This is a genomic window from Cytophagales bacterium (assembly GCA_019456305.1).
GTDB lineage: Bacteria > Bacteroidota > Bacteroidia > Cytophagales > VRUD01 > VRUD01.
This window is the reverse complement of sequence record VRUD01000010.1, coordinates 1-25,009: the sequence shown is the minus strand read 5'-3', so window position 1 is coordinate 25,009 and position 25,009 is coordinate 1. Positions and strand designations below refer to the sequence as shown.

General features: G+C 37.1%; 18 protein-coding genes. 6 read left to right on the top strand and 12 right to left on the bottom strand.

Features of this window, described 5'->3' with window-relative positions:
• From FVQ77_03455 to FVQ77_03445, 3 genes are all read right to left on the bottom strand, one after another.
• On the bottom strand, nucleotides 1-918 hold the full coding sequence (locus FVQ77_03455) for a hypothetical protein (protein ID MBW8049398.1): 918 nt from the start codon (nucleotides 916-918) through the stop codon (nucleotides 1-3).
• A 14-nt stretch (nucleotides 919-932) separates the two neighbouring features.
• Nucleotides 933-2,381 (bottom strand): MBOAT family protein, encoded by a 1,449-nt coding sequence (locus FVQ77_03450; protein MBW8049397.1) that lies wholly within the window; start codon nucleotides 2,379-2,381, stop codon nucleotides 933-935.
• Nucleotides 2,382-2,469: 88 nt separating this feature from the next.
• The gene (locus FVQ77_03445; GenBank protein ID MBW8049396.1) at nucleotides 2,470-3,294 is read right to left on the bottom strand and encodes a class I SAM-dependent methyltransferase; all 825 of its coding nucleotides are present in this window, start codon (nucleotides 3,292-3,294) and stop codon (nucleotides 2,470-2,472) included.
• Nucleotides 3,295-3,393: 99 nt separating this feature from the next.
• Between FVQ77_03445 and FVQ77_03440 the strand changes: the two genes are divergently transcribed.
• The gene (locus tag FVQ77_03440; protein MBW8049395.1) at nucleotides 3,394-8,793 is read left to right on the top strand and encodes a PKD domain-containing protein; all 5,400 of its coding nucleotides are present in this window, start codon (nucleotides 3,394-3,396) and stop codon (nucleotides 8,791-8,793) included.
• Between the two features lie 79 nt (nucleotides 8,794-8,872).
• Here the strand turns inward: FVQ77_03440 and pfkA are convergent, their stop codons facing one another.
• Nucleotides 8,873-9,895 (bottom strand): 6-phosphofructokinase, encoded by a 1,023-nt coding sequence (pfkA, locus tag FVQ77_03435; protein ID MBW8049394.1) that lies wholly within the window; start codon nucleotides 9,893-9,895, stop codon nucleotides 8,873-8,875.
• A gap of 131 nt (nucleotides 9,896-10,026) precedes the next feature.
• Here pfkA and FVQ77_03430 point away from each other — a divergent pair, with 131 nt between their 5' ends.
• Together FVQ77_03430 and FVQ77_03425 are read left to right on the top strand one after the other, a co-directional pair.
• The gene (locus tag FVQ77_03430) at nucleotides 10,027-11,160 is read left to right on the top strand and encodes a DegT/DnrJ/EryC1/StrS family aminotransferase (GenBank protein MBW8049393.1); all 1,134 of its coding nucleotides are present in this window, start codon (nucleotides 10,027-10,029) and stop codon (nucleotides 11,158-11,160) included.
• An 8-nt stretch (nucleotides 11,161-11,168) separates the two neighbouring features.
• Nucleotides 11,169-12,224 (top strand): Gfo/Idh/MocA family oxidoreductase, encoded by a 1,056-nt coding sequence (locus tag FVQ77_03425; GenBank protein MBW8049392.1) that lies wholly within the window; start codon nucleotides 11,169-11,171, stop codon nucleotides 12,222-12,224.
• Nucleotides 12,225-12,233: 9 nt separating this feature from the next.
• On the opposite strand, the gene FVQ77_03420 is transcribed toward FVQ77_03425, so the two are convergent.
• The 8 genes from FVQ77_03420 to FVQ77_03385 all read right to left on the bottom strand — a co-directional run bounded on the left by FVQ77_03420 (nucleotide 12,234) and on the right by FVQ77_03385 (nucleotide 21,129).
• A complete protein-coding gene (locus FVQ77_03420; GenBank protein MBW8049391.1) occupies nucleotides 12,234-12,944 on the bottom strand; it encodes a PIG-L family deacetylase in 711 nt (236 codons plus the stop codon).
• A complete protein-coding gene (locus FVQ77_03415; GenBank protein ID MBW8049390.1) occupies nucleotides 12,922-13,551 on the bottom strand; it encodes a methionyl-tRNA formyltransferase in 630 nt (209 codons plus the stop codon). Before FVQ77_03415 ends, FVQ77_03420 begins: the two co-directional genes overlap by 23 nt.
• A 38-nt stretch (nucleotides 13,552-13,589) precedes the next feature.
• Complete coding sequence (pseI, locus tag FVQ77_03410; protein ID MBW8049389.1) at nucleotides 13,590-14,633, bottom strand: pseudaminic acid synthase; 1,044 nt, start codon at nucleotides 14,631-14,633, stop codon at nucleotides 13,590-13,592.
• On the bottom strand, nucleotides 14,626-16,044 hold the full coding sequence (gene pseG / locus FVQ77_03405) for a UDP-2,4-diacetamido-2,4,6-trideoxy-beta-L-altropyranose hydrolase (protein ID MBW8049388.1): 1,419 nt from the start codon (nucleotides 16,042-16,044) through the stop codon (nucleotides 14,626-14,628). Before pseG ends, pseI begins: the two co-directional genes overlap by 8 nt.
• Nucleotides 16,045-16,173: 129 nt before the next feature.
• On the bottom strand, nucleotides 16,174-16,818 hold the full coding sequence (locus FVQ77_03400) for a methyltransferase domain-containing protein (protein ID MBW8049387.1): 645 nt from the start codon (nucleotides 16,816-16,818) through the stop codon (nucleotides 16,174-16,176).
• A gap of 13 nt (nucleotides 16,819-16,831) precedes the next feature.
• The gene (pseC, locus tag FVQ77_03395) at nucleotides 16,832-17,980 is read right to left on the bottom strand and encodes a UDP-4-amino-4,6-dideoxy-N-acetyl-beta-L-altrosamine transaminase (protein MBW8049386.1); all 1,149 of its coding nucleotides are present in this window, start codon (nucleotides 17,978-17,980) and stop codon (nucleotides 16,832-16,834) included.
• 34 nt (nucleotides 17,981-18,014) lie between these two features.
• Complete coding sequence (gene pseB, locus FVQ77_03390) at nucleotides 18,015-19,043, bottom strand: UDP-N-acetylglucosamine 4,6-dehydratase (inverting) (GenBank protein MBW8049385.1); 1,029 nt, start codon at nucleotides 19,041-19,043, stop codon at nucleotides 18,015-18,017.
• A 217-nt stretch (nucleotides 19,044-19,260) separates the two neighbouring features.
• Nucleotides 19,261-21,129 (bottom strand): hypothetical protein, encoded by a 1,869-nt coding sequence (locus tag FVQ77_03385; GenBank protein MBW8049384.1) that lies wholly within the window; start codon nucleotides 21,127-21,129, stop codon nucleotides 19,261-19,263.
• A 177-nt stretch (nucleotides 21,130-21,306) separates the two neighbouring features.
• On the opposite strand from FVQ77_03385, the gene FVQ77_03380 reads away from it, so the two are divergent.
• From FVQ77_03380 to FVQ77_03370, 3 genes are all read left to right on the top strand, one after another.
• Complete coding sequence (locus FVQ77_03380; GenBank protein ID MBW8049383.1) at nucleotides 21,307-23,064, top strand: B12-binding domain-containing radical SAM protein; 1,758 nt, start codon at nucleotides 21,307-21,309, stop codon at nucleotides 23,062-23,064.
• A gap of 191 nt (nucleotides 23,065-23,255) precedes the next feature.
• Nucleotides 23,256-24,023, top strand: coding sequence for an acylneuraminate cytidylyltransferase family protein (locus FVQ77_03375; protein ID MBW8049382.1), 768 nt, complete (start codon nucleotides 23,256-23,258; stop codon nucleotides 24,021-24,023).
• A 54-nt stretch (nucleotides 24,024-24,077) separates the two neighbouring features.
• Nucleotides 24,078-25,009: galactose oxidase (locus FVQ77_03370; GenBank protein MBW8049381.1), on the top strand; the 932-nt coding region annotated here is incomplete at its 3' end.

The window sequence follows — 25,009 nt, the reverse complement described above, 5'->3', positions numbered from 1 at the left end:
TTACCGAATGGCGTTATTAAAATCTTCTATAAACATTTTTGTTCTGTAATCTACTCCATTTTTATTTAAATGATAAGGTGTATTAAACATCATAGAATCTGGTATTTTGTATCGTTCTGCTGTTCCCAGAATTGTTAAATCCGTTTTTTTAAGTTCTTGTTCAACTTTATGAATTTGTTCTATTGAGTTATTAAAGGAAGTAGCTTGAAATCCTGGATAAGATAAATAAAGTGAAGCGCCTTTTTCTTTAATTGCAGAATGAAATTCCTTGATTTTTTCGATGATTTCAAAATTAAACGGGGTATTAATTTGTTCAAAAGGAGGGAATTTTTGTTGCTGCATATTCCAATGAGTGTAAGTGTCACCAAATTCATTAGATGAATTAACGGAATAAACATCGCTTTCCTTTACATTTATATATTCAGTAATTTTATATTTTGATAATGCATATTTAGGCATGAAAAGAATTATGTTTATAAGTTGAGTGCTATTTAATAAATTAATTTTAGATATATTTACATCAAATATTGCACGTGACAATTCTTCAGAGCCCGAATTAACATCGCGGTGAAAATAACTATATTCTAGAACAAGAACAATTATATCACCCTTTTTTATATACTGTAAAGCATTATCCATCATAAATTTCAAATCGATTGAAGCGCTTATTGCAGTATTAATAGGATTAATATTTAAAGAATTTTTTATTATTTTACTGTTTAAACCAAAACTAAGGTTGGAGCCACCTACAAAAATAATTCTTGGCGATGGAACATTTTGTAAAAGAGAATCTTTTTTATTAGCTGACATTAAAAATGATTTAGAAGCTCTGGGAGTAGTTGGTAAAACCAATCCTAATATCACAATCAAGAAAAACGGTATTATAAACCAAATTGCTTTTATAATAAATTTCTTCATTCTTTTTAGACCTTTTAAAATTGAAAATAAATAAATTGTTGTTTTTTTCCGCCAAACCAAAATATTGCAATTATAATTGCATAATATATAGCATATCTTAAAGGGCGTTTCCATTTAATTCCTAAATGAGCAATTGCATATTGCCCTTCCCTTCCTTTCCATTCAATTAAGACAAAAATTCCAACAAGAATTATTGTTGTTAAGGCTTTTGGCATTCCAGCAAATTTTGGCATGGTGAAAATTGAAGGCGATAAAATTTCTGCTATGTAACTTATTGCATGCCCAATATTATTTGCCCTAAAAAATATCCAAGCAAAAACTGTTAAAGAAAATGTTAAAAGAATTAGCAAAAACTCTTTGAACGATGGAAGAATTTTACCTTGTGCAACTATGCCTAAATTGTTTCGATTATTTTTTGTCAGTAATAGAGGTAAAAAATAAATTGCATTCAACGCACCCCAAACAATAAATGTCCAATTCGCACCGTGCCAAAAACCGCTCACAATAAAAATAGCAAAAGTATTTCTAACTTTCATCCAAGTGCCACCGCGACTACCACCTAAAGGAATATAAAGATAATCCCGAAACCAAGTTGAGAGCGAAATATGCCAACGTCTCCAAAATTCTGCAATGTCTCTTGAAAAATATGGAAAATTAAAATTACGCATTAGGTCAAAACCGAAAAGTCGGGAAGTTCCAATTGCAATGTCTGAATAGCCTGAAAAGTCACCATAAATTTGAAAGGTGAAAAATAAAGCACCCAAAACCAATGTACTGCCTGAATAGTCTGCTGAATTGTTGAAAATCAAATTCGCGTATTCAGCACAGTTATCTGCAATCACAATTTTTTTAAATAACCCCCACAGAATTTGACGCATTCCGTCAACTGCTTTTGAATAATCAAATGTCCGCTTTTTATAAAACTGGGGAAGTAAATGTGTTGCCCTTTCAATAGGTCCGGCTACCAATTGCGGAAAGAAACTAACAAATGCTGAATATGCAATGAAGTCTTTTGTCGGTTGAAATTTTCGTTTGTAAACATCAATAGTGTAGCTCAAGGTTTGGAAAGTATAAAAGCTAATACCTACGGGCAAAATAATATTTAGTGAGCTGGCTTTTATTTCTGTTCCAAAGAATGAAAAAGCTGTTGTAAAGTTGTCTAAGAAAAAGTTGTAATATTTAAAGAACCCAAGAAATCCAAGGTTTACTATAATACTTGTCCAAAGTAAAACTTTTCTTTTTGTCTGATTTTCTTGTTTTAAAAGTCCAAGTCCAACTGAATAGTCAACAATGGTACTAAAAAGTATCAACGACAGAAATCTCCAGTCCCACCAGCCATAAAATAAGTAGCTCGCAGCAATTATTAGAAGATTCTGAAGTTTTAGATTCTTGTTTGTTACAAACCAATAAAGTATAAATACAATCGGTAAGAAAATCGCAAAGTCAATAGAGTTAAAAAGCATTCTGTCTGTCTATTTTTTGATGTTTATTATTAGCACTGTCGTTTCTCTTAGCATGACGCACAACAGCCATGATAATATATATTTGAATTTAGGATTGGGGTTTAGATACAACAAAGTCAAGCTGATCTCCTTTCATTTTCGTTTCCCATTTTTGTATCTTACCACGCTTTTTTAAATATGACCAGTAAAAATTTGGGTAAAATATAGGTTTCCATATAAAAAAGGTAGAAGTGTGCAGTGGTTTATAATTGGGAAGTAAATCGTGGAAACATTTACTCAGGGAAGCTTCATCAAAATACCAAACATGGTATTGAGGCGCTAACGCGCCCCAGAATCTTATCCCGGGTAATCGGGATGCAGCTAAGGATTGAATATTAGGAACAGAAATAAATAACATTCCTCCGGGATTCAACAGATCATTAAGTATTTTTAAAAATTCGGGTAAATTTAATACATGTTCCAGCGTATGACATAAAACGATATTATCAAATTTACCATTTAATCCTTCAACAGCTTTAGCCTCTAAATCAAGATTGTATTTTATAATACCCATTTCAATTGCACGAGAATCAAGATCTATACCTTTAAAATATTTTAACCTTGGAATTTTTTGTTTAATTTCGTTTAAAAGAATACCTGTATTACAGCCAATATCAAGAATGCTTTTACCTGTTGCATATTTATCGATAATAGAAATTGTTCGAAAGTGCCTCCCACCAATCTGGTTGTAATTGTAGCTGGATTCGTAATCAGGTTCACCTTCAATAGAATTGTCAAGCATCCTGACTGTATCACATTGATCACATTTTACAATTTTAAGCTTTAAGGATTTCTGCGGCTGAAATATTTTAGTTCGGAATTGTGAGAATATTAAATATGATCTCTTCCCGCACCAACATGATTCATTTTTCATTTATCGAAAGGGGTTTATAAAAGATTATTATCCTGCTCAATAAGATATAAATACAACTTTAAATTTGCAAAAATAAAATAAAATGTTAAATTTGTATCTATGATTTTCAGGATATTCCTTTATACTGCAATTTTATTGTTTTTTTTAAACGGATTACTAATCAGACCTGCGGACACTTTTGCACAAGGTTGTCTCTTATACGAAATACCCTTTCAGCAAAAAGTCCAAAATTCTTCTTTTATTATAGAAGGTAAAGTAATTGATCAGCACAGCGTTTGGCAAGATCACACAAATATTTATACCATCCACACCATTGAAATCTACAAGATTTTTAGAAAAACGGCTTTAAAGCCGCAAATTAAAGGAAATTACATAAAACTTATCACACCGGGAGGCATCGTTGGCAATGAAATGGTAAAGGTTTACCCCTCAATTGAACTGGAAATCGGGGATGTGGGAATTTTTTTCCTATCCCGAGTACTCGGGATTAAAAACCTCGTAGGTCTGAAAGGCTTGTTATTTGAACCTTATGCCGGGCCACAAGGATTTTTTAGGTACAATTTAGAAAATGGCAGTGCATCTTCTCCTTTTCAATCTTATGAAAATATTGATGATTTATACCAGGATATTGTTCCCCCGAGTAGAGACGCCCAAATTGGGCGTCTCTACTCGGGGGGACAGAAGGGATATATTAATATACAAAAATTCAATTGGAAAAATAATGTCAAAGAAACAAAAAATAATCAAAAAATACTCCAGCCCGTTATCGTAAACTTCACCCCCAACCCCATCACAGCAGGGACAAATAGTTTACTGACAATTACAGGCTCAAATTTTGGAGCATCACAGGGAACTGGAAAGGTACTTTTCAAAGATGCTAACTATGGAGGATCACTTAATACCACTCCCTTATCTTCACAATACATAAGCTGGACAGATACTTTGATTGAAGTATATGTACCAACCCGTGCCGGTACAGGTACCATCATAGTGCAAAATGGTGCCGGACAGAGTGGCACAAGCGGCAGCATTTTAACCGTAGATTATTCACAATTAAATGTAGTTACCGGGGGCGTTGCTTACCAGCCCGATCATGTAGATGATAATGGAACAGGAGGTTATACCTGGCAGATGCATGTTGATTTTGCTAATAATATTGCTGCAAAAGGATCTTTTGAAAGGGCTCTGGAAACGTGGAGATGCGAGACTTTTATCAATTGGTATGTGGGGGATTCCACCCTGGTTGATGCAGTGGGCAAAGATGGTATCAACATCGTAAGATTTGATAACGGGACTGAATTGCCTCTTGGTGTGTTGGGCGTTAATTACTCGTTTTGGAGCTATTGCGGAGAATGGTACGTTGACGAACTGGATATTGTATTCAATGACGGCACCAACTGGCAATTCGGACCTGCCTTGCCCGTATCAGGTCAATATGATTTTGAAACGGTTGCCTTGCACGAGTTGGGACACGGGCACCAGCTCGGCCACATCATTGCTTCAGCTAAAGTAATGCACTACGCCTTAGGATCCGGTTCTGCCAAAAGAATTTTAGACCCTGTCAGCGATATAGCCGGTGGATTGTACGTGATGACTCAAAGTACGGTTGCGAATAGCTGCGGGCCAGGACCAATGAATGCCTTAAACAGCAGCAATTGTGTGATCAATGCCCCCATGGCAGCTTTTACAGTGGATTTTGACTACATCTGTCCGGGTGTTACGGTAAATTTCACTGACTTAAGTACCAACAATCCCACTTCCTGGTCGTGGTCTTTCCCGGGAGGCGCTCCTGCTGCCTCAACTGCTCAAAACCCATCAGTCACCTACAGCGCTTCGGGAGTGTATAACGTTACTTTGATCGTTACCAATGCCAATGGTTCGGATACTCTAACCGAAACTGCTTACATTACTGTTGCACTGCCAACGGGTGTGCTGAGCGGCTCTGCTACCATTATTGTGGGCGGATCTGCCACGCTGCAGGTAGATCTTACAGGAGTGCCCCCATGGAGCATTACTTATTTTGATGGAGTAACTTCTACAACGATCAATGGTATTACCACAACACCTTACTACTTTACAGTTTCTCCTACCGATACTACTACTTATACTTTGACGGCAGTGAGTGATTCATTCTGTGCAGGGGTGGCTTCGGGGAGCGCTGTGATAAATGTAGTAAGCAATCTGGTTATTCAAACTGATTCTATAGGGTTATTTTTTGACGGTACAAATGATGTAGTACATATACCATACATTCCTGTCTATGATTTAGGAACAGGTGATTTTACACTTGAAGCATGGATCAAAGCAGACCCGGTTCAAGACTTTTATCCTCAAATACTCTCTAATAGAAACCCCACTCCTGGATTCCCGGATGAGTATACTGGATTTTTGCTGGGTTTAAATACTCTTGGTGCACCTTATATGCGATTAGCTGATGTAAATTATTTCATAACCAGTCAGGATGTTCGAGACAATACCTGCCACCATATTGCATCCGTAAGATCAATTGATGATACACTTAAAATATATATAGATGGTCAATTGGCCGCGAGTACATACGCAGGGATTCAAGATATTACTACAAATGATTCGTTATTAATCGGCTGGGATGATCCTGCAGCCTGGTCTACTCCTTTTCATGGCTATATTCAAGAGGTAAGAATTTGGAATATTGCAAGAACACAACAAGAAATTCAGGATAATATGGATAAGCTTTTATGTGACAGCCTAACAGGATTAATAGGATATTGGAGACTGAATGCTAATTCAGGACAAATTGTAACAGATCATTCCATAACAGGCAATGATGGTTATTTAGGCAAAACTCCGGGGTTTGACATCAACGATCCTAAATGGCAGGTTTCTTGTCCAATTAATAATACCTGTGCCCTTGTTTCGTGTAACATCTCTGCTTCTTTTACAGTAAACGACACATTAATATGCGACAGCACCACCCTGTTTTTCATCAATACCAGCATTAACACAACTGACTATGAGTGGCGATTAAATGCTGTCTTTTATGATACCAGCGCCAATGTATCCATCACTTTTGATACGGCCGGTGTTTATACGGTTACGCTTATAGCTAAAGACAGTCTTTGTCCGGATACTTTCAGCAAAACCATCACTGTCCTTCCAAATCTAATTGCCAATGCATGGGCTGATACTACAATATGCTTGTATGACTCGGTGCAATTGTATGCTTCTGCTGGCACTTCCCATGTTTGGATTCCTTCTAAAGGTTTAAATGATACGCTTATCCCTAACCCGATAGCTAAACCGGATACAACCACTACTTATAAGGTAATAGTATCTTCCACAGGTTGTAAAGCAGATACTGCTTTTGTAACAGTATCGGTAAACTCTTTGCCCATAGTCAATGCAGGAACTGATATGAAAATATGTTTAGGTGATTCAATCCAGTTATCAGGAAGTGGTGGAATATTTTATTACTGGAATCCAACAACAGGATTAAGCGATAGCATCATAGCCAATCCATACGCAAAACCTGCAGATACAATAACTTATGTATTGGCTGTAACGGATAACAACGGGTGTATCAATACAGATTCGGTAACAATTACTGTAAATATCCTGCCAATAGCTGCTGCATGGCCTGATACAGTAATTTGCCAGGGTGAAAGTATTCAGCTCAATGCCACCGGAGGTACTAATTATAGCTGGAGCCCGGCTATTGGATTAAGCAATGATACCATTGCTGATCCATTGGCAAGCCCTGATACAACTACAACCTGGTATGTTACAGTTACCGACACAAATAACTGTCAGGGTATTGATTCGTTAACCATTAGTGTTGAAGATACAATAGCGGCTTTCGTAACGCCAGATACCACTACTTGCAAAGGTGATAGCCTGATGTTGTCTGCAAGCGGTGGAACTTTTTACAACTGGAGTCCTTCCTCAGGATTAAGTAATGATACCATTTCAAACCCAATTGCTGTTCCGGATACCACTACGAGCTATATGGTTATTGTTTCAGGTTTTTGTCCATCGGATATTGCTTATGTAACAGTATCCGTAAACCCTTTGCCAGTAGTTGATGCAGGAACAGATATGAAAATATGTTTAGGTGATTCAGTGCAATTAACCAGTAGCGGAGGATTGGTCTATAACTGGTCTCCAGGTGCAAGTCTGAATGATAGTGTCATAGCAAATCCAATTGCCAGCCCGGCAAATACCACTACTTATCAATTGACAGTCAGAGACAGTAACAGTTGTGCAGGTATAGACTCGGTAAAAATTACTGTTTTACCTGAATTAGCGCTTAATGTAAACCCGGCTACTATCTGCATTGGAGATAGTGTAGTTCTTATTGCTTCAGGAGGCCAATCTTATCTATGGACTTTGGAAATTACTCCAACTGACACGATCAGTACAGATTCATCCATCACTGTCAGCCCGGCCGATACCACCCTCTATTTAATCACCGCGTTTGACAGTACATGCCAGAGAACAGATACAGTGATGGTGGCTATAAATCCGTTACCTGTTGTTTATGCATATCCTGATACTACTATCAATCCTGGTGCAAGTGTTCAGTTGAATGCAGGTGGTGGAGTTTCATATCTGTGGAGTCCGGGGGCAGGTTTAAGTGATTCAACAAAACAGAATCCTGTTGCAACGCCTCCTCAGACCACAACCTGGTGGGTAACTGTTACTGATTCAAATGGTTGTCAAAATATGGCTTCCGTAACCATTATTGTAACAGGATGTATACCACCAATTGCTGATTTTAGTTTTACCGATACAAACCTGACAGTTATTTTCTCCGATTCATCATTAAATGCTGAAAGTTTGTTTTGGAATTTTGGAGATTTGAGCTTTGATACTGCAACAAATCCAATACATACCTATGTTGATACAGGGACTTATTGGGTCTGTTTAACTGCTATTAACTCCTGTGGTTCATATACTGTCTGTGATTCAATCACTGTAACTTGCATAACACCGGCTGCGTATTTCGGATACACTATTGATTCAAACAATTTGACAGTTACTTTCTTCGATTCATCTACAAATTTTATTACTTTGTACTGGAATTTTGATGACGGTAATACAGACAATATCCAAAATCCTGCACATATTTATGCCAATCCTGGAAGTTATAATGTGTGCTTAACTGCCATTAATTCATGCGATACTGATACGGCCTGCAGGATTGTTACGTTAACCGTTGAAAAATCGCTTTTTATACCCAGCGCCTTTTCACCAAATGGTGATGATGTGAATGATAGATTTAAAGTAATAGGCAAAGGTATAAAAAGTATCTATTTAGCTGTGTACAATCGCTGGGGAGAAAAAGTTTATGAAACCAGTAATGTAGACGAAGCTTTGTATGCTGGATGGGATGGAAAACATGCTGCTTTTGGCGGAAGACGAAAGGAACAAGGTATGACTGTGTTTGTTTATTATCTTGAAGTGGAGTTTGTGGATGGTACAAATGATACGAGGAAAGGGGACGTAACACTGATTAGATGACCGTATTATTGAGGAGATTCCTCGTTCGCGCCTACACTATATCCTTCCCTGCACTCGGAATGACAGATAAAAAGAGGGGTTAACTCGCCAAAATCTTCACCATATTGAACAATTCCCGGTTTATATCTTTATGATGTTTTGTAGCTTTATCAAAAGAGGTATAAGTAATATTCCAATGCTGTATGCCTACCATGATATTTTTTTCACCTTTTAGCAGGGCTTCTACAGCCGCAACTCCCAAACGGCTGGCTAATACTCTGTCAAGGCACGTAGGCCGGCCCCCTCTTTGCAGATGTCCTAAGACTGTTACCCGCGTGTCATAATGGGTAAATTTTTCTTTCACTTTTTTAGCAATTTCAAAAGCCCCGCCCTGCTCATCACCCTCAGCTACCACTACGATCATAGAATATTTATGACGCTGCCAGCCTTCCTTTAGAGTTTTTATTAACTGACTGATATCTGTTTTGGTTTCAGGGATCAGTATTGCTTCAGCTCCTCCAGCTATGCCGCTTCTAAGGGCAATGAATCCGGCATCTTTTCCCATCACTTCAATAAAGAACAGGCGGTGATGAGAATCTGCCGTATCTCTTATCTTGTCTATGGCTTCAAGGGCAGTATTTACGGCAGTATCATATCCTATCGTATAATCCGTACCGTAGAGATCATTATCTATGGTTCCTGGTATGCCGACAAAAGGAATTCTTTCCAGCAGAGTCCCTTTCCCTGACTGGGACGGGGCAGACAGGAGACTCTGCTGGAACGTATAAAATTCCCCCGCACCTTTAAAGGTACCATCCCCGCCAATGGCTACTACGCCATCAATGTTATTTTTCTTTAACTGCTCATAAGCCAGTTTCATCCCATCGTTAGTCATAAATCGACTGCTCCTGGATGATTTTAAAATCGTACCGCCTCTCTGGACAATATTACTTACTGAAGCAGATTGCATTTCCATAAAATCACCTTCTATCATTCCTTCATACCCGCCTCTGATACCAACCACAGTTAAACCTTTATAGATACCAGCTCTGACAACTGCCCTGATACAAGCATTCATGCCTGGTGAATCGCCTCCGGAAGTAAAAACGGCTATTGATTTCATGGTTGATGTAGATGGTAACTGAATACTACTATTATTAAACATTTATTAAATTTCATATTCTATCATCTGTGGCAATATACGATTAAACTATAACAAATTGTATATTTGCAGCACCTAACTTAATATAACATATGCATCCCATCAAGATGGTTGACCTTTATGGTCAATATGAAAAGATCAAACAAGAGGTTGATAAAGCGATACAGCATGTAATTAACTCGTCTGTTTTTATTTTTGGTTCGGAAGTAAGTGCTTTTAAAGAAGAGTTACAAGAATATTTAGGCGTTAAACATGTTATCCCCTGTGCCAACGGTACAGACGCCCTGCAGATAGCGATCATGGCTTTAGATCTAAAGAAAGGTAGTCAGATCATTGTTCCGTCATTCAACTACGTAGCAGCAGTGGAAGTGGTCGCTTTTTTAGGCTATGAACCGGTATTTATAGAAGTCTCCCCTGATACTTTCAATATTTCAACAAAAGATATAGAATCAAAGATCAACAAAAACACCTCAGCAATCCTACCGGTTCATTTGTTTGGGCAATGTGAAATGGACAATATCATGGATATTGCCCGGAAACATGATTTAAAGGTAATTGAAGATGCTGCCCAGGCAATAGGAGCAAAATATAGATTTAACGATGGTACATTTAAATATGCAGGAACTATTGGAGATGTTGGGATCACCTCTTTTTTTCCTTCTAAAAACCTGGGCTGCATGGGAGATGGCGGGGCTATATTTACAAATAATGATCAGTTGGCAGAGAAGTTAAATTTGATTGCTAATCATGGACAACGGGAAAAGTATAATTACGAAATAATCGGTATCAATTCCCGCCTGGATAATATGCAGGCAGCTATTTTGAGGATCAAATTAAAACATTTGGATGAATACATTGAGGCAAGGCAAACAGCAGCAAAATATTATGATGCGGCTTTTTCTGAAGTAAGCGAGATCAAAGTTCCTTTTAGAAGTAGCAAATCTACACATGTTTTCCATCAATATACAATACAGGTCCCGGAAGCAAACAGAGACGCGATAAGACAGATTCTGAGCTCTAAAAATGTGCCTTCAATGATATACTATCCTTCTCCAATACATTTGCAAACGGCTTACAAATACTTAAATTATAAAAAAGGCGATCTTCCGATCAGCGAAAGCACTTCTAATCGTGTATTATCGTTGCCAATGCATACTGAATTGGATGAGGAGCAGTTGCAATATATTACAGATAATGTAATTGAATCGGTCAACAGTTTTAGATGAATCCAAATATGAATAAAAAAATAAAATTTGCAGTAATAGGCTGTGGGCATATTGGTAAAAGACATGCCGCAATGATCCGTGGAAATGATGAGGCAGAATTGGTGGCCATGGCTGATGTTAATACATCACTGAAAGATTCAATAAATAAAGAGTTCAAAGTTCCTTTTTTTAAATCCATAGATGATGTATTTAGATCAAATCTCGAAATAGATGTAACAAACATTTGTACCCCGAATAATGAACATGTCGCTCAATCTTTAAAAGCATTGGAGCATGGTTATCATGTAGTTTGTGAAAAACCCATGGCGCTCACGAAAGCTGATTGTGAGAAAATAATTGATAAAGCGCTTCGCGTTTCAAAGCTTGTATTTTGTGTAATGCAAAATCGGTACAGCCCTACTTCTGTCTGGTTAAAAGATATTATATCAAAAGATATATTAGGCAAGATCTTTATGGTACAGATTAGTTGTTTTTGGAATAGAGATAAAAGGTATTATAAAAAGAATAGCTGGAGAGGAGTGCTGGAAACAGATGGAGGCACTTTATTTACACAATTCAGCCATTTTATTGACATGATGCATTGGCTTTTTGGTGATATAACCAATATCAAAGCAAAGTTCAACAACTTTAACCATAAAAATATCATAGGGTTTGAAGACTCTGGTATCGTAACATTTGATTTTGTAAATGGTGCGGTTGGAAGTATAAATTATTCTACTTCTATCTGGGATAAAAATCTGGAGAGTAGCATGACCATCATTGCAGAGCATGGAAGCGTAAAAGTGGGTGGCCAGTATATGGATAAAATAGAATACTGCCATATTAGAAACTATAAAATGCCCTATGAAATTAAAAATATTTTACAGGGTAAACCTGAATTGCTGCAATCTAATCCGGGTAATGATTATGGCGGTTACAAAGGAAATGCAGCAAACCATCATTTTATCATACAAAATGTGGTAGATACATTAACGGGAGGAACCGTTGCAACTACAAATGCGATAGAGGGATTGAAAGTGGTTGAGATTATTGAGAGGATATATGCGCTAAGAAGAAATGACTAAAATGTAATATTACAGTATATCTCTTATTAACATAAATGCCTCTGCATAATCTTTGCCTATTGCCACCCCCCATCGCTTCGCTTGTATTTCTAATGCTTCAGAAGAACGGGGGTGAGGGTATTTTCTCGTTTCATATTCATAACATTCCATTCCTTTGATCTTGGCTTCAATATCTTCAATGGAAACTTCAAAAAACATATTAGGCAAAAAAGGAGTGGGATGGTTTGATGCCTGCCATTCTGTAGAAGATGGTGTTTCAAAAGCAATAATTGTTTTAACGTTTTCACCTTCCATTGGGCGCGTAGCTGTTATAACTGCCTCAAATGTTCTTTGATGATCAATATTAAGGTCACCTCCATGATGCGTAAATATCACTTCGGGCTGAAATTTGTTCTTCTCCTTTTCGACAACTTTAACAATGTCTAACAAATCAACTGCATCAAAGCGATTGTCGGGGAAATCGTACGTTTTAACGGAATCATATCCTATTATGGATGCCGCCCTATTAATATTTGAGCGATGTGTTTCGAGCTCTTTTTTCCATTTCTTTCTGTCTCGTTGTTCAGCCCTGGAAGTAATTCCTTCCCCTAATATTACTAAATCTATTTTACAGTTGCTATTATGAATGAGCCGGTGCATAGTTGCTCCTAATCCCAATACTTCATCATCAGGGTGGGCTGCAATTACCAGTATTTTTTTATTTTTTAATGATTCTAACATGGGCTGTTACATAATTTGAATGCTTTTCAGCTACTGAAAAGTCAAACCTGCAGTGCTTGGTTTCCAGAAATGCTTTTGGATATCCTTCAGCATCAAGCATGCGAATATAGTCATAAACATTATTGAGATTTTCTAAATCTTTCATGTCGCTTTCTTCCTGTTTTCTTCTTTTGAAATAAGTTGGTTTACCAACTTGTGGATGGGGAATAAGGTTTTTGGTAATAATATCATCTATCATTTCCTCAACAATGTCAGTAGCTCTATAAAATACCTCCTCAGCCGTTCCATTCAAAGATAGCTCTTTCTTTAAATATACATCCCCGGCATCAATTTTTTCCACTACCCTTAAGGCAGAGATTTTTGTTTTTTTATGTCCTTGTACAATTAGATTTTGTAACGGGCTGCCACCCCGTCCATAAGGCAAATCCGTCATGTGAAATACAATGCATTCGAATTTTCTATAAATATTATTAGGGATAAAATATGACCAATGTGGAATAAAAATTTTATCGGGTTTTAACCTGTTAAGATAAGCTTCATTGAAATTTTGTTTTTTATTTATCAGATACCAATTCCCTCCGAGTTTTGCCTGAAGATAAGCAGGCATTTTATAGTTCCACTTTTTCTCAGATACAATTATAAACGTCATAATAAAACATCAAATGTTAAAGGCGTTGCTCTTTTCAGACCTTGCCTGGCTTTTTTCCCAAGAATTAAATCAATATATTTAGGGGCTATTCCATCTCCAGGTCGTATTATTTTTATGTTTTTATTTGTAAAGACTTCGCCCTTTCTAATATCTTTTATAACATATATTGACCTTCTAAACCTTAAACTGTTTTCCTCAGACTTTGTTGTACCATATTTTATTTGACCAAGCGCATCAAAGGCATTTTTCGTTTCTTTAACTAAAGCTCTCATTTCATCTGGTTCCAATGAAAAAGCTGAATCCACACCTCCTTCAGTTCTATCCAATGTAAAATGTTTCTCAATAACTCTTGCTCCCAATGCAACAGAAGCAACAGCAACCCCTATTCCAAGGGTATGGTCTGATAAGCCAACAATACAGTTGAAATTATCAGCTAAATTTGGAATTGTTGTAATGTTTGAATCTACCGGAGAAGCAGGGTAGCTGCTTGTACATTTTAGTAAAATTAAATCATTACATCCAGCGTCTCTCAAAACCTTAACTGATTCTTCAATTTCCGCCAAAGTAGCCATCCCTGTGGACATAATAACCGGTTTTCCTGTTTTTGCAATTTTTTTTAATAAGGGCATGTGAGTACATTCAAAAGAAGCAATTTTATAAGCAGGTGCATCCAACTCCATTAAAAAATCCACGGCTGTCTCATCAAATGGTGTACTGAATACAATTAATCCTCTTTTTTTAGCGCGTTTAAAAATATCTTTATGCCATTCCCAGGGTGTATGTGCTTCTTTGTACAGGTTATACAACTCTCTTCCGTGCCAAGCGGAACCTGGAGCATTGATGGTAATCAACCCCATCATGGTCATGGTATCAGCTGTATAGGTTTGCAATTTAATTGCATGAACACCTGCCTCTGCTGCAGCATCTACTATTTTAAAAGCCCTTTCTAATGATTGATTATGATTTCCCGACATTTCGGCAATGATGAAGGGTTTGTATTGTTGCCCAATTGTAATTCCTTCTATAGTTACATTATGCATTTTTTCTTGATTTCCGGTAAACATTATAAGAAATATTTTTGATTTGTTTTTTTCCTGTTAGGGTGAACGAATTATTCAAAAAAGCTTTCGATGAAGCAATATTCCCTTCTTTTACTTCTGCATAAAGTTGTGAAACAATTTCATTTTCTTCACATAGTTTTGCAATAGTCATTTTTATTATTACTTCACCCAAGCTTTTGCCTCTATATTCTTTATCCAACGAATAATCAATAACATATTTCCACTTCACAAAATCAAACCTTACCTGACCTATAGGAGTAGCTTCCTGTTCACAAATATAGAGATAAGATGTTAAAGTTTTCAGTTTACTTTCAAACCATTTGGTGTGATCATTAAGTGAAATAGTAGCCGAATTAATTGCATTTTTCCTAACTTCAGTATCATTTGCCCAATTGAAATATGTGATTAAATCTTTATTGCAAGCTTTTCTGATTTTAAGATTGAACTCATTAAATAATTTATAAAAAACTTTTTTTAAATTATTGGTTGTATTTCTAAAAATACTCTTTTGAAATATTACTTGCGAGTTTAGAACATCAATTTCACAATCCATAATAATATCACGCAATTCGTCTGTTGTAATATCCTTGAAGTTTTCTATGCTTATACTACATTTTGATTTACTCAAAAAATCGTTGATGTTTTTTTGATTATCGACATACGCGCCACAAATAAGTCCCATACCAACACTACATATCTCATAAGCAATACTACTGGCTGAACTAATACCTAACTGGCATCTTTTCATTAATTCTGCCATCTGTTTAGCAGTTAAACTGGAATATAAATATACCCGGTCAGTATTTTTATTGTTTTTTAAAAGGGCATCCAATTCCTCTCTATTTTTATTAATACTCCCAATTACTACATTTATCCTTTTGATTTTACTAATTCCCAAACATGCTTCTACAGCTTTGCCGGTAATATTATAGTTATCTGATCCGCCAAAACAAATAAACACATTTTTTATTTCATCAATCTTCCTCTTTTTTTTTGCTTCTTCTAAAAAAGGTTTTCTTAATAAAGCATATTCAGTACCCAGGCAAAGTTTAGTATAGGGCTCAATTGAATATTCTTCAGCTTTTATCCCGCCTGAATGATTTATAACCAAATCAGCAACAAAATGATTAGTATGAATATCATCAATACATACCAGCTTATTTCCCTTTTGCTTTATTGCCTTTTGATACGCAGTATCAAAATCATAGCCATCTAAAACAACTATTTCATTCCCTTGCAAATATTTATCAGCTATGTCTCCGGCTTCTGTTAAATAATTAGAAGATTTGGGTAATTCATATACTTTGCTGCAAACTTCATTAATTTGACTAATTAAATAATGTGTTGGCTTTTGAATTAAAAAAACGCAATCAAATTCTTCATTCAGCATATCGGCTAAGGCAAGTGAACGAATTACATGCCCTAATCCAATTTCATTGTTTCCGTCTGCCCGGAATATGACTTTTTTCTTGTTCAAATGCAATATTATAATATGTTATTTTTAAAATTTCTAATACATTCACTTAGATATCAAAAACATACAATCCTCATTGTCCTTTTCTGATTCGATAATGTAGGGATAAATTTTTTCTTTTATTAATTTTAATTCAGGAAACTGATCAATATAGATTTTAGCGTAATCAGCTTTCCACAAGCGATCAACGTTCTCCCTGTAGTTTATGCTGGTAAATTGATCAGCATAATATTCAAAACCAAGTATATATTTTGAAGTACACCGGTATATCTCGTTCATAAATCCAGGCAAATCTTTTGGGGCGATATGTATCAATACGCCATTAGTCATTACAAGGTCAAAATATTGATCTTTAAAGGGGGTGTCAAAACCGGAACATTGAATTATGTTAATATTTTTGGTAATACTTTTAGCTTTTTCAACTGCATACCACTGCAGCTCAATACCATACAAATTCGTAAATCCTAAATGTTGTAAGGCTCTGAGTTGATTTGCTGTATTACAACCTACTTCCAATATTTTAATGCCTTTATCTAATAACCCTATGAAATCTTCAAACATCTGAGTTTTTTTGATCCCATAACGACCCAAAAGGAATTTATCCCACTCATCTAAATCGGGGAAAAAAGTCCTCTCAGTATATTCTTTCCCAAAATTTCCCGACCAGAAATCCATTTGTTTTGTTTTCATTTGTAAATAATCACTAAAAAAAATTTAATAAAGTATCAATAACATAATTTTGCTCCTCTTTACTTAATGAAGGATACATGGGCAAACTTAAGCATTGCTCGTAATAAGCTTCAGCCAGAGTGAAATCTCCTTTTTTAAAGCCTGATCTTTGATAATATGGCTGCAAATGTATAGGAATATAATGTACCTGTGCAAAAATATTATTTGCCCGTAAATGGTCATATAACGCTGCCCGTCTTTCTACCTGAATGATATATAAATGAAGTGCATGGCACCAATTGTCGTTTACAGAAATCGTTTTAACGGGATAATCTTTAAATGCTTTGTCGTAAGTTCTGGCGATATCTATCCTTTTTCTTAAGTACTTATCAGCACGCTCTAATTGTGAAAAACCCAGAGCGGCATGCATATCCGATAGTCTGTAATTGTATCCAAGCATCTGCATTTCATAATACCATCCTCCGTGATTCTCATTTAGCAAACCAGGATCTTTGGTGATCCCATGAGTTCTTAGTATTATTAACTTATCATACAACTTTTTGTTGTTGGTAGTTATCATTCCCCCTTCACCGCAAGTAATATGTTTTACAGGATGGAATGAAAAAACAGCAAGGTCAGCATAGGTACCATTACCGCAGTTTTGCTTTCTCCCGTTGCTATCTATAAAATATCCACCCGGAGCATGGCAGGCATCTTCAATGATCCATAAACCATATTCATCGGCAAGCTTACGAAAGGCTTCCATGTCTATAGGATACCCTGCAAGATCAACAGGAATAATGCCGCAATATGTTCCTTGTGGAAATCTTTCTAATAGCGCTTTTACATTATTAATATCCAACAAAACAGTTTCCCGGTCAATATCAGCAAAAATCACCTCCCCACCACAATACCGCACGCAATTAGCCGAAGCAGCAAAGCCGATAGGTGTAGTGATCACTTTACTTTTTTCATTTACGCATAGAGCTAAAGCACTCAAATGCAATGCTGCCGTACCATTGGAAACAGCTACAGCATATTTGCAGCCAATATATTGAGCAAATGATCCTTCAAACTGTTGAACTTTTGGTCCCTGGGTTAAGAAATCAGATCTTAAAACTTTTTCTACAACTGATATGTCATCATCACTAATATGTTGTCTGCCGTAGGGAATTGGTTTCATTCGAAAATATTTTTTTTTACATCTTTGCAGTTTATCATACAGTAAACTCAGGATCAATATTTTTTTTAATCAGACCTCTGATTTGCTTCACAGATAACCACTCAGTATTATTCCCTGAGTTATAGCTAAATCCTGCAGGTACTTTTTTTGCCTTGTATTTATCAATATAATGCTTAATATTTACTTTGCTGCTCTGAGGAAGAATAACGTAATATTTACCAATATCTACTGTAGATAAAGCGTCAGATGTGGTGATCATCTCTTCATGTATCTTTTCACCAGGTCTTATCCCTACTATTTTATGTTCACAATCAGGGCCAATGGCAGCAGCCAGATCAGTAATTTTGTATGAAGGGATTTTAGGTACGAATATTTCCCCGCCTTGTGCATGAGCTATTGCAAATAAAACCAAATCTACTGATTCTTCAAGAGAGATATTAAACCTGGTCATATCTTTACTTGTAACCGGCAAAATACCCTCATGACGTTTGTTAAGAAAAAATGGTATGACAGATCCCCTGGAACCCATCACATTTCCATATCTAACCACTGAATATTTAATATCATGTTTCCCTGAAACATTATTGGCAGCAACAAAAAGTTTGTCAGAACATAATTTCGTAGCGCCATATAAATTAATAGGCGCTGCGGCCTTATCCGTTGATAAGGCGACTACATTGTTTACGCCACATTTTATAGAAGCATTAATGATATTCTCAGCACCAAAAACATTAGTTTTAATGTATTCCATCGGGTTATATTCTGCGGTGGGAACCTGTTTAAGCGCAGCAGCATGAATTACAATCTCAATATCATCAAAAGCGCTCAATAATCTTTCCCTGTCGCGTATATCCCCTATAAAATAACGTATAGCTTTGTATTTTGAATGAGGGAAAACCTGCGCCATTTCAAATTGCTTCAATTCATCCCGGGAAAAAATAACCAAACGTTTTACTTTAGGATAACGCTTTAATATAGTCTCTACGAATTTTTTCCCAAATGAACCTGTCCCCCCTGTAACTAAGAGGGATTTCCCATTAAGATTTAAGTTTGTTTGTGACATGTTTTAAATATTTAGTTTTTGGTTGTTAGTTTTTGGTTATGGTTTGATAGTTTATGGTTATAGTTTTTTAGTTTGTTGGTCGTGCCATGAGTCCGGCATTAGCAAACTATTGAACCAATGAACTAAAACTAATAACCAAATAACTAAAACTAATAACCAAAAACCATGAACTAAAATTTTGGCTCTTATTAATTTTAGGCATTTTAAGCATTTCTTATCAAGCATTCGCTTTTATAAAATCCACATATCGTTTCGTTACTTTCCCATCAATTTTATTAGCTCTGCTTAATATAAATTCCTTTTGCAATTCATTATTGATTTTTTTATTTCCTCTAATTATTTCTCTTGTTAACAGTTCAAGCTCTTGATAATTTGAGGCTTTAAATGCAACCTTATCCTTCACGTAGCCTGACAGGTCATTATCATAATAATCAATTACTATCAGATCTTTCTCAAAATAGACTGCTTCTGCCCCAACAGTACTGGTAAAAACGATCACCAGATCACTTATCGCCAATAATTTATATAAATCTTCATTAACTATGTGAAAGTTTTTTGTTCCTATTTCGGATGCAATATTGTAAAAATAATCAAAATAAATTTCTCCAGGATGTGGTTTAATGATAAATTGGTAATCCTGGTATTTTTTTGTCAATTTAAAGAAATCTTCAGTAATTCTTTTTCTTTGAACTCCCATACCTTGCTGGGATGACTGGGAAATATACAAAATAACGGGTTTATTACTGTCAAAATTATTTAATACTTGATTTTTTCTTAAATTTTTTAAAAAAGGAATAATATCTGTTCTAAGCTGACCTAATACTTTTGTCGCATTTACAGGATAGGTTGAAACCGATGTCAAAATTTTCTGCCATTGTTTCCCCCAAAGAATCGTAAAATCAGGCCAGGGAACATATTCCTTGTCTTGTTCCACGTAATAATAATGCATGTGAAAAGGATATATTATCCCATGCTGAATCCCAAAAGTTACAACCTTATTTTGCCTGGCGATGTTAATGATTGATTTTGCTGTCAATGTATGTTCCACAGTTGCAATAATTGCTTTACATTTTACAAATTTCAAAAATACTTTTGCACACAACTCCCTGAATAAGGCCAATAACATCATATTGCGTGTAGAACCAATACATAACACCATCAATCGATCCTCCCATTTTGTAAATTTATCTTTTGCTTCGTGTTCAAATATAATTAGTTGTTTTTTAAATTTTATAAGCTTCTGATAATTCAATGGATTTAAAAGTCCCAGCAATAAAAAGAATTCATAATTATACGTCTTTTTTTTAAATTTATTAATCGGATATTTCCATTTGAACCCTGCTCTTTCTCTTTCTATATTATCAAGGGAAGGGGGTGCAAGCTCTGACAAAAATATAAATTCGTTATCATTATAAGTGTGCTCCAGTAAATATTCTATATTCTGATCGCCTTTTACAAGCTTTTTCTTCGTAAAACTATAAACCGGTTGTGCTGTGTCTGCGTTGGCTAAGATAATATATTTTCCGGAATTTAACAATTGGGGAATTTTTATTGCTGATTGGATGGCTCTTAAGGCAAATGCCGAAACAAAATTGAAAATTGCCCCCTTTTTAAAACCACCTGAAGGCAATATTATTTCCGAATTTACAGTATCAGGAAGGATTAAACTAACATTACGTGTAGAAGTGAAGATAACCAGTTTATTTACTTCGTATTTGTTTGCTTTTATTTTGGCTAATGCTGCGGATACTTTTTCAATCTCTATCAACTGATACCTGTACCTGAAGTAAAGGATAATCCTGATATAATACCACCCATTGCTGTTATTAAACGAAAGCCATTTAATCACCTTCTTATCAACAAACGTTCTGTGTCCGAAATCAACTACTTCCCGGAAAGAAATATTATTTAATTCAGTAAGTTGTTCACGGGAGAGAGCAATCTTTATTTTTTTTTGGTCATTGAGGAAATCAGGCAAATAACGTTCGTTTTCGTAATAAATGATCGTATTGTTTTTATCACAGCCTTTTAAGTGATAAATATCTTTTTGTGAGAGTTCTCTGAATATGCAAATGATTGTGTTCATGTACTCTTATGTTCACCCTGTAAGATAATTCTTCTCAAATTAATAATATATGCAATAAGAGAAAAATTTTAAATTCTACATCCATTAAAAATAAATTGACAACGCAAAAATAAAATAAATTTATTTGGTAAGTTATTAAATAATTATTTAACTTTGTAAAAATTAAATTATATCAACATGATGAACAATATTGACACAGTTCCAATGCCTCGGGTAAGATCAAATGGCGTTCCTACCCAGATGCCTGAGAGGTTTTATCAGAGATTTGGTCCAATGGGTGAGATCCTTAATCCCGATTGGCCGCGTATCACTACGGATGACTCTCTTAAGCTCTTTCAACCACGGGAAGAGGGATTACACGTACTCATGATAAACGCCCCCATTCGTGAGTGGTCTTATCCTAATATTATGCCGATCGGACATGGCTATGTTGGTGCGGTGGCAGTTATGGATGGTCATCATGTGGATGTTCTGGACCTCAATGCTGAACGTAAACGACCAGTCAATGGATCGAAAGAACACTTTTCCAAATGGGTACAGACACAGATTATCCGGAAATTGGAAAAACAAAAGCCAGACGTTATCGGTGTAGGGGGAATTATCACGCAATATAGTCGCATCAAGCAGATTACTGAGGTTTGCAAACAGGTTTACCCTGATGTACCCATCGTCATGGGGGGTGGCATCGCTTCCTCCATGGCTGAATTTATGATTGAAAGGCTTCCCATAGATGTAACCATACAGGAGGAAGGAGAGGTTACCTTCTCCGAAGTATTATACCGGCTTGAGACGGGTGAAACGTTGGAAGGTGTGAAAGGTATAGCCTACAAGCATAAGATTAAACCTGGGAAGTGGGAAGTTAAAAACAACGGGCAGCGTCCCTCTGTTCAGGCCAAGGAGCGAGGCTTGGATTACTTGCCCTGGCCCCTGCGATCTGAATGGCCCATAGATGAAATATATAAGCCAAACCCGGTCGGACACCTTAACTGGCAAAGCAAGTGGAAGGAGGGAGCTGCCATTGAGGATGGTAAGTACTGTGTCTCCATGATTGCTTCACGCGGGTGTCCTTATGCAGTAAGGGCTTGTGACTACTGCTATGCCGCCTATCTCGGAAAGCTGTACCGGCTGCGAAGTCCCCGGGAAGTTGTGGACGAAATGCAGTATCTGAAGGAGCGATATGAGGTTGTTTATATCCATTTTCTGGATGATCTTTTGATGACCGATTACCGCTGGGCACTGGAATTTTGTGAAGAATTGCGGCAGCGTAAAAATAGTACGGGTTTTGAAGTGATGTGGGGCTGCACGTGCCGAACCAATATTATTGCTGATGATGTACTGCGCGCCAAACGTGATGGCAGGCCGAATATGCTGGAACAAGCCTATGAAGTCGGCATGCGGCAAGCCGGCTATGGCATTGAGTCCGGTAGCCCTACTATTCTCAAAACTATTGACAAAAGTGGCCAGACACTCGAAAAAATGGTTATTGCTATTAAGGAGACACAACGTGTACTGGGTTACGCAGACTGCTCTTTCATGATAGGTTCACCTGGCGAAACGCGTGAAACCATGCAGGAAACCGTTGATTTTTGCCGTAAAGTTGGCTTAAATCCTGAAGTGATATTCTTTACTACTGCCTATCCTGCTACCACATTTTGGCAATTAGCGCTCGACAAGGGGCTGATCAGAAAGTCAGTAACAGGAAAGAAAGGCCCGGCCGATGATGATATTATAGAACAGTATTTCATACGTTTAGGAGAGCAAGGTGAAGATGTACGAACCAACTTCAGTGATCTACCCGATGAAGAGATTGTTGAACTCTCCTGGTGGGCAATTAAAGAACTTGGCGCTCAAAATACTGTCCGCCACCCTCATACCGGGGAAGAGCAGGAACTGAAAAGACCCATGGTTCGTGGTGCAACAAAAGCTGATCTGTAAACCTCCTTAAGGGCATCTCTAAAAACTACACCATATATTCCCCTCTATCAAGAGGGGCAAGGGGTGTGTTTTAAAAAATATGTAGTTTTTAGAGATGCCCTTAATTAAGAAATGCCTAAAATGCTTAAAATTTTTAACTGCTTTTTAATTTTAAGTATTTTAGGCATTTTAAATTTCAGGCATTTTTTTAGATGAAAGTATTAGGCATCATTCCTGCACGCAAAGGAAGTAAGCGTTTTCCAAACAAACATCATTTTGAACTTCTGGGCAAACCAATGTTTGCCTATACCATTGAGGCAGCGCTACAAGCTAAGCTCCTTGATCGTGTAGTGATCTCATCTAATGATCTTGAATTGAAGAAAATCGCTGAAAACTATGATATTGAGTTTTTTGAGCGACCCGCTGAATTGTCTACAGCGACAGCTGCCATTGACGATGCATTCCGGCACGTATGCCGCCATCTCTACGATCGTGATGGATATAAGCCAGACATAGTGATCGCCATGCAGGGTAATGTGCCGATAAGAAAAGAAGGACAGATTGATGAAGTGATCAAACGCTTTAAGGAACTGCCTGATGCTACCGCGATTTGTACCGCTCTGGAGGGAAGATTGAGGCCTGAATGGGCAAAGGTTATTAAAGACCAAAGCACCGGTGAAGTTGCTCAATACCTCACTGGTTATACTGGTTATCGAAAGCAGGATTATCCAAAATTATATAGTATGGATGGAGCAATTTATGGAATAAGGCAGAGCACGCTCTTCGAACAAGAGGGAAAAAAAACGCTCCATGCCTGGTTAGGAGAACGTCTTCACATCATCGTACAGGAACACCCCATGTATTCCCTTGAGATCGATAATCCAGATGAGGTTCAACTAGCCTTTCATTATCTTCTTTATCAACGCTATGGCGACAAACTGAATGAGAAGCTAAGTGGGGTTTTATCAGATGAGTTCTAATTGGATTATTGGTTAGAAAAAATATACAACCTAAAAATTGATATTAATAAAGTTATGAAAAAATCAATCATTTTTTTGTCAATCCTGCTTTTTTTTCCTCTCTTTTTAGGAGAAGGATGCGGTGAGGCCTATGCCCAATGCAATACCTGGACCCAAAAAACTAACTTTGGTGGTACCGCAAGGCGGGGAGCAGTTGGGTTTTCCATTGGCAACAAAGGATATATCGGAACAGGATATGATGGTTCTTACAAAAAAGATTTCTGGGAATATGACATGCCTGGCAACACATGGTCGCAGAAGGCAGACCTTAGCGGGCCGGTAAGGGCGGCCCCAGTCGGCTTCTCTATCGGCAGCAAAGGCTATATCGGCACAGGTAGCGATGGAGTAACGCTCTACCAGGATTTCTGGGAATATGACACGAGCAGCAATACGTGGACATCTAAGGCAGACTTTGGTGGAACTGCAAGGGCTGGGGCAGTTGGCTTTTCTATCGGCAGCAAGGGGTATATCGGTACCGGATCGGATGTTGACTCTTTCAGGACAGATTTTTGGCAGTATGATCCGATCTTGGATAATTGGGCCCAAAAGGCAAACTTTGGCGGAACGGCCAGGTATTTAGCAGTTGGCTTTTCCATCGGCCCCAAAGGATATATTGGCACGGGGAATAGCTGTGGGGCGAATTGTTTCCTTCAAGACTTCTGGGAATATGATACGATCAGCAACACCTGGATACAGAGGACAAACTTTGGGGGTGCAGCAAGACGCATGGCAACTGGTTTTTCAATAGGCAGTAAAGGGTATATTGGGACCGGGGATATAGGAACTATCACACAAGACTTCTGGGAGTATGATAGGACCAGTAATACTTGGGCCCAAAAGGCAAACTATGGTGGAATGACAACGAGCTTCGCTGCCGGTTTTTCTATTGGCAGCAAAGGTTATATCGGTACCGGGTGGAATGGAGCATCTAACTTTCAACAATTTTG

Bases quoted from the DNA above. Each gene is read 5' to 3' on its own strand.
- FVQ77_03455 (MBW8049398.1), bottom strand. From the start codon at position 918: ATGAAGAAATTTATTATAAAAGCAATTTGGTTTATAATACCGTTTTTC.
- FVQ77_03450 (MBW8049397.1), bottom strand. From the start codon at position 2,381: ATGCTTTTTAACTCTATTGACTTTGCGATTTTCTTACCGATTGTATTT.
- FVQ77_03445 (MBW8049396.1), bottom strand. From the start codon at position 3,294: ATGAAAAATGAATCATGTTGGTGCGGGAAGAGATCATATTTAATATTC.
- FVQ77_03440 (MBW8049395.1), top strand. From the start codon at position 3,394: ATGATTTTCAGGATATTCCTTTATACTGCAATTTTATTGTTTTTTTTA.
- pfkA (MBW8049394.1), bottom strand. From the start codon at position 9,895: ATGAAATCAATAGCCGTTTTTACTTCCGGAGGCGATTCACCAGGCATG.
- FVQ77_03430 (MBW8049393.1), top strand. From the start codon at position 10,027: ATGCATCCCATCAAGATGGTTGACCTTTATGGTCAATATGAAAAGATC.
- FVQ77_03425 (MBW8049392.1), top strand. From the start codon at position 11,169: ATGAATAAAAAAATAAAATTTGCAGTAATAGGCTGTGGGCATATTGGT.
- FVQ77_03420 (MBW8049391.1), bottom strand. From the start codon at position 12,944: ATGTTAGAATCATTAAAAAATAAAAAAATACTGGTAATTGCAGCCCAC.
- FVQ77_03415 (MBW8049390.1), bottom strand. From the start codon at position 13,551: ATGCCTGCTTATCTTCAGGCAAAACTCGGAGGGAATTGGTATCTGATA.
- pseI (MBW8049389.1), bottom strand. From the start codon at position 14,633: ATGCATAATGTAACTATAGAAGGAATTACAATTGGGCAACAATACAAA.
- pseG (MBW8049388.1), bottom strand. From the start codon at position 16,044: ATGCTGAATGAAGAATTTGATTGCGTTTTTTTAATTCAAAAGCCAACA.
- FVQ77_03400 (MBW8049387.1), bottom strand. From the start codon at position 16,818: ATGAAAACAAAACAAATGGATTTCTGGTCGGGAAATTTTGGGAAAGAA.
- pseC (MBW8049386.1), bottom strand. From the start codon at position 17,980: ATGAAACCAATTCCCTACGGCAGACAACATATTAGTGATGATGACATA.
- pseB (MBW8049385.1), bottom strand. From the start codon at position 19,043: ATGTCACAAACAAACTTAAATCTTAATGGGAAATCCCTCTTAGTTACA.
- FVQ77_03385 (MBW8049384.1), bottom strand. From the start codon at position 21,129: ATGAACACAATCATTTGCATATTCAGAGAACTCTCACAAAAAGATATT.
- FVQ77_03380 (MBW8049383.1), top strand. From the start codon at position 21,307: ATGATGAACAATATTGACACAGTTCCAATGCCTCGGGTAAGATCAAAT.
- FVQ77_03375 (MBW8049382.1), top strand. From the start codon at position 23,256: ATGAAAGTATTAGGCATCATTCCTGCACGCAAAGGAAGTAAGCGTTTT.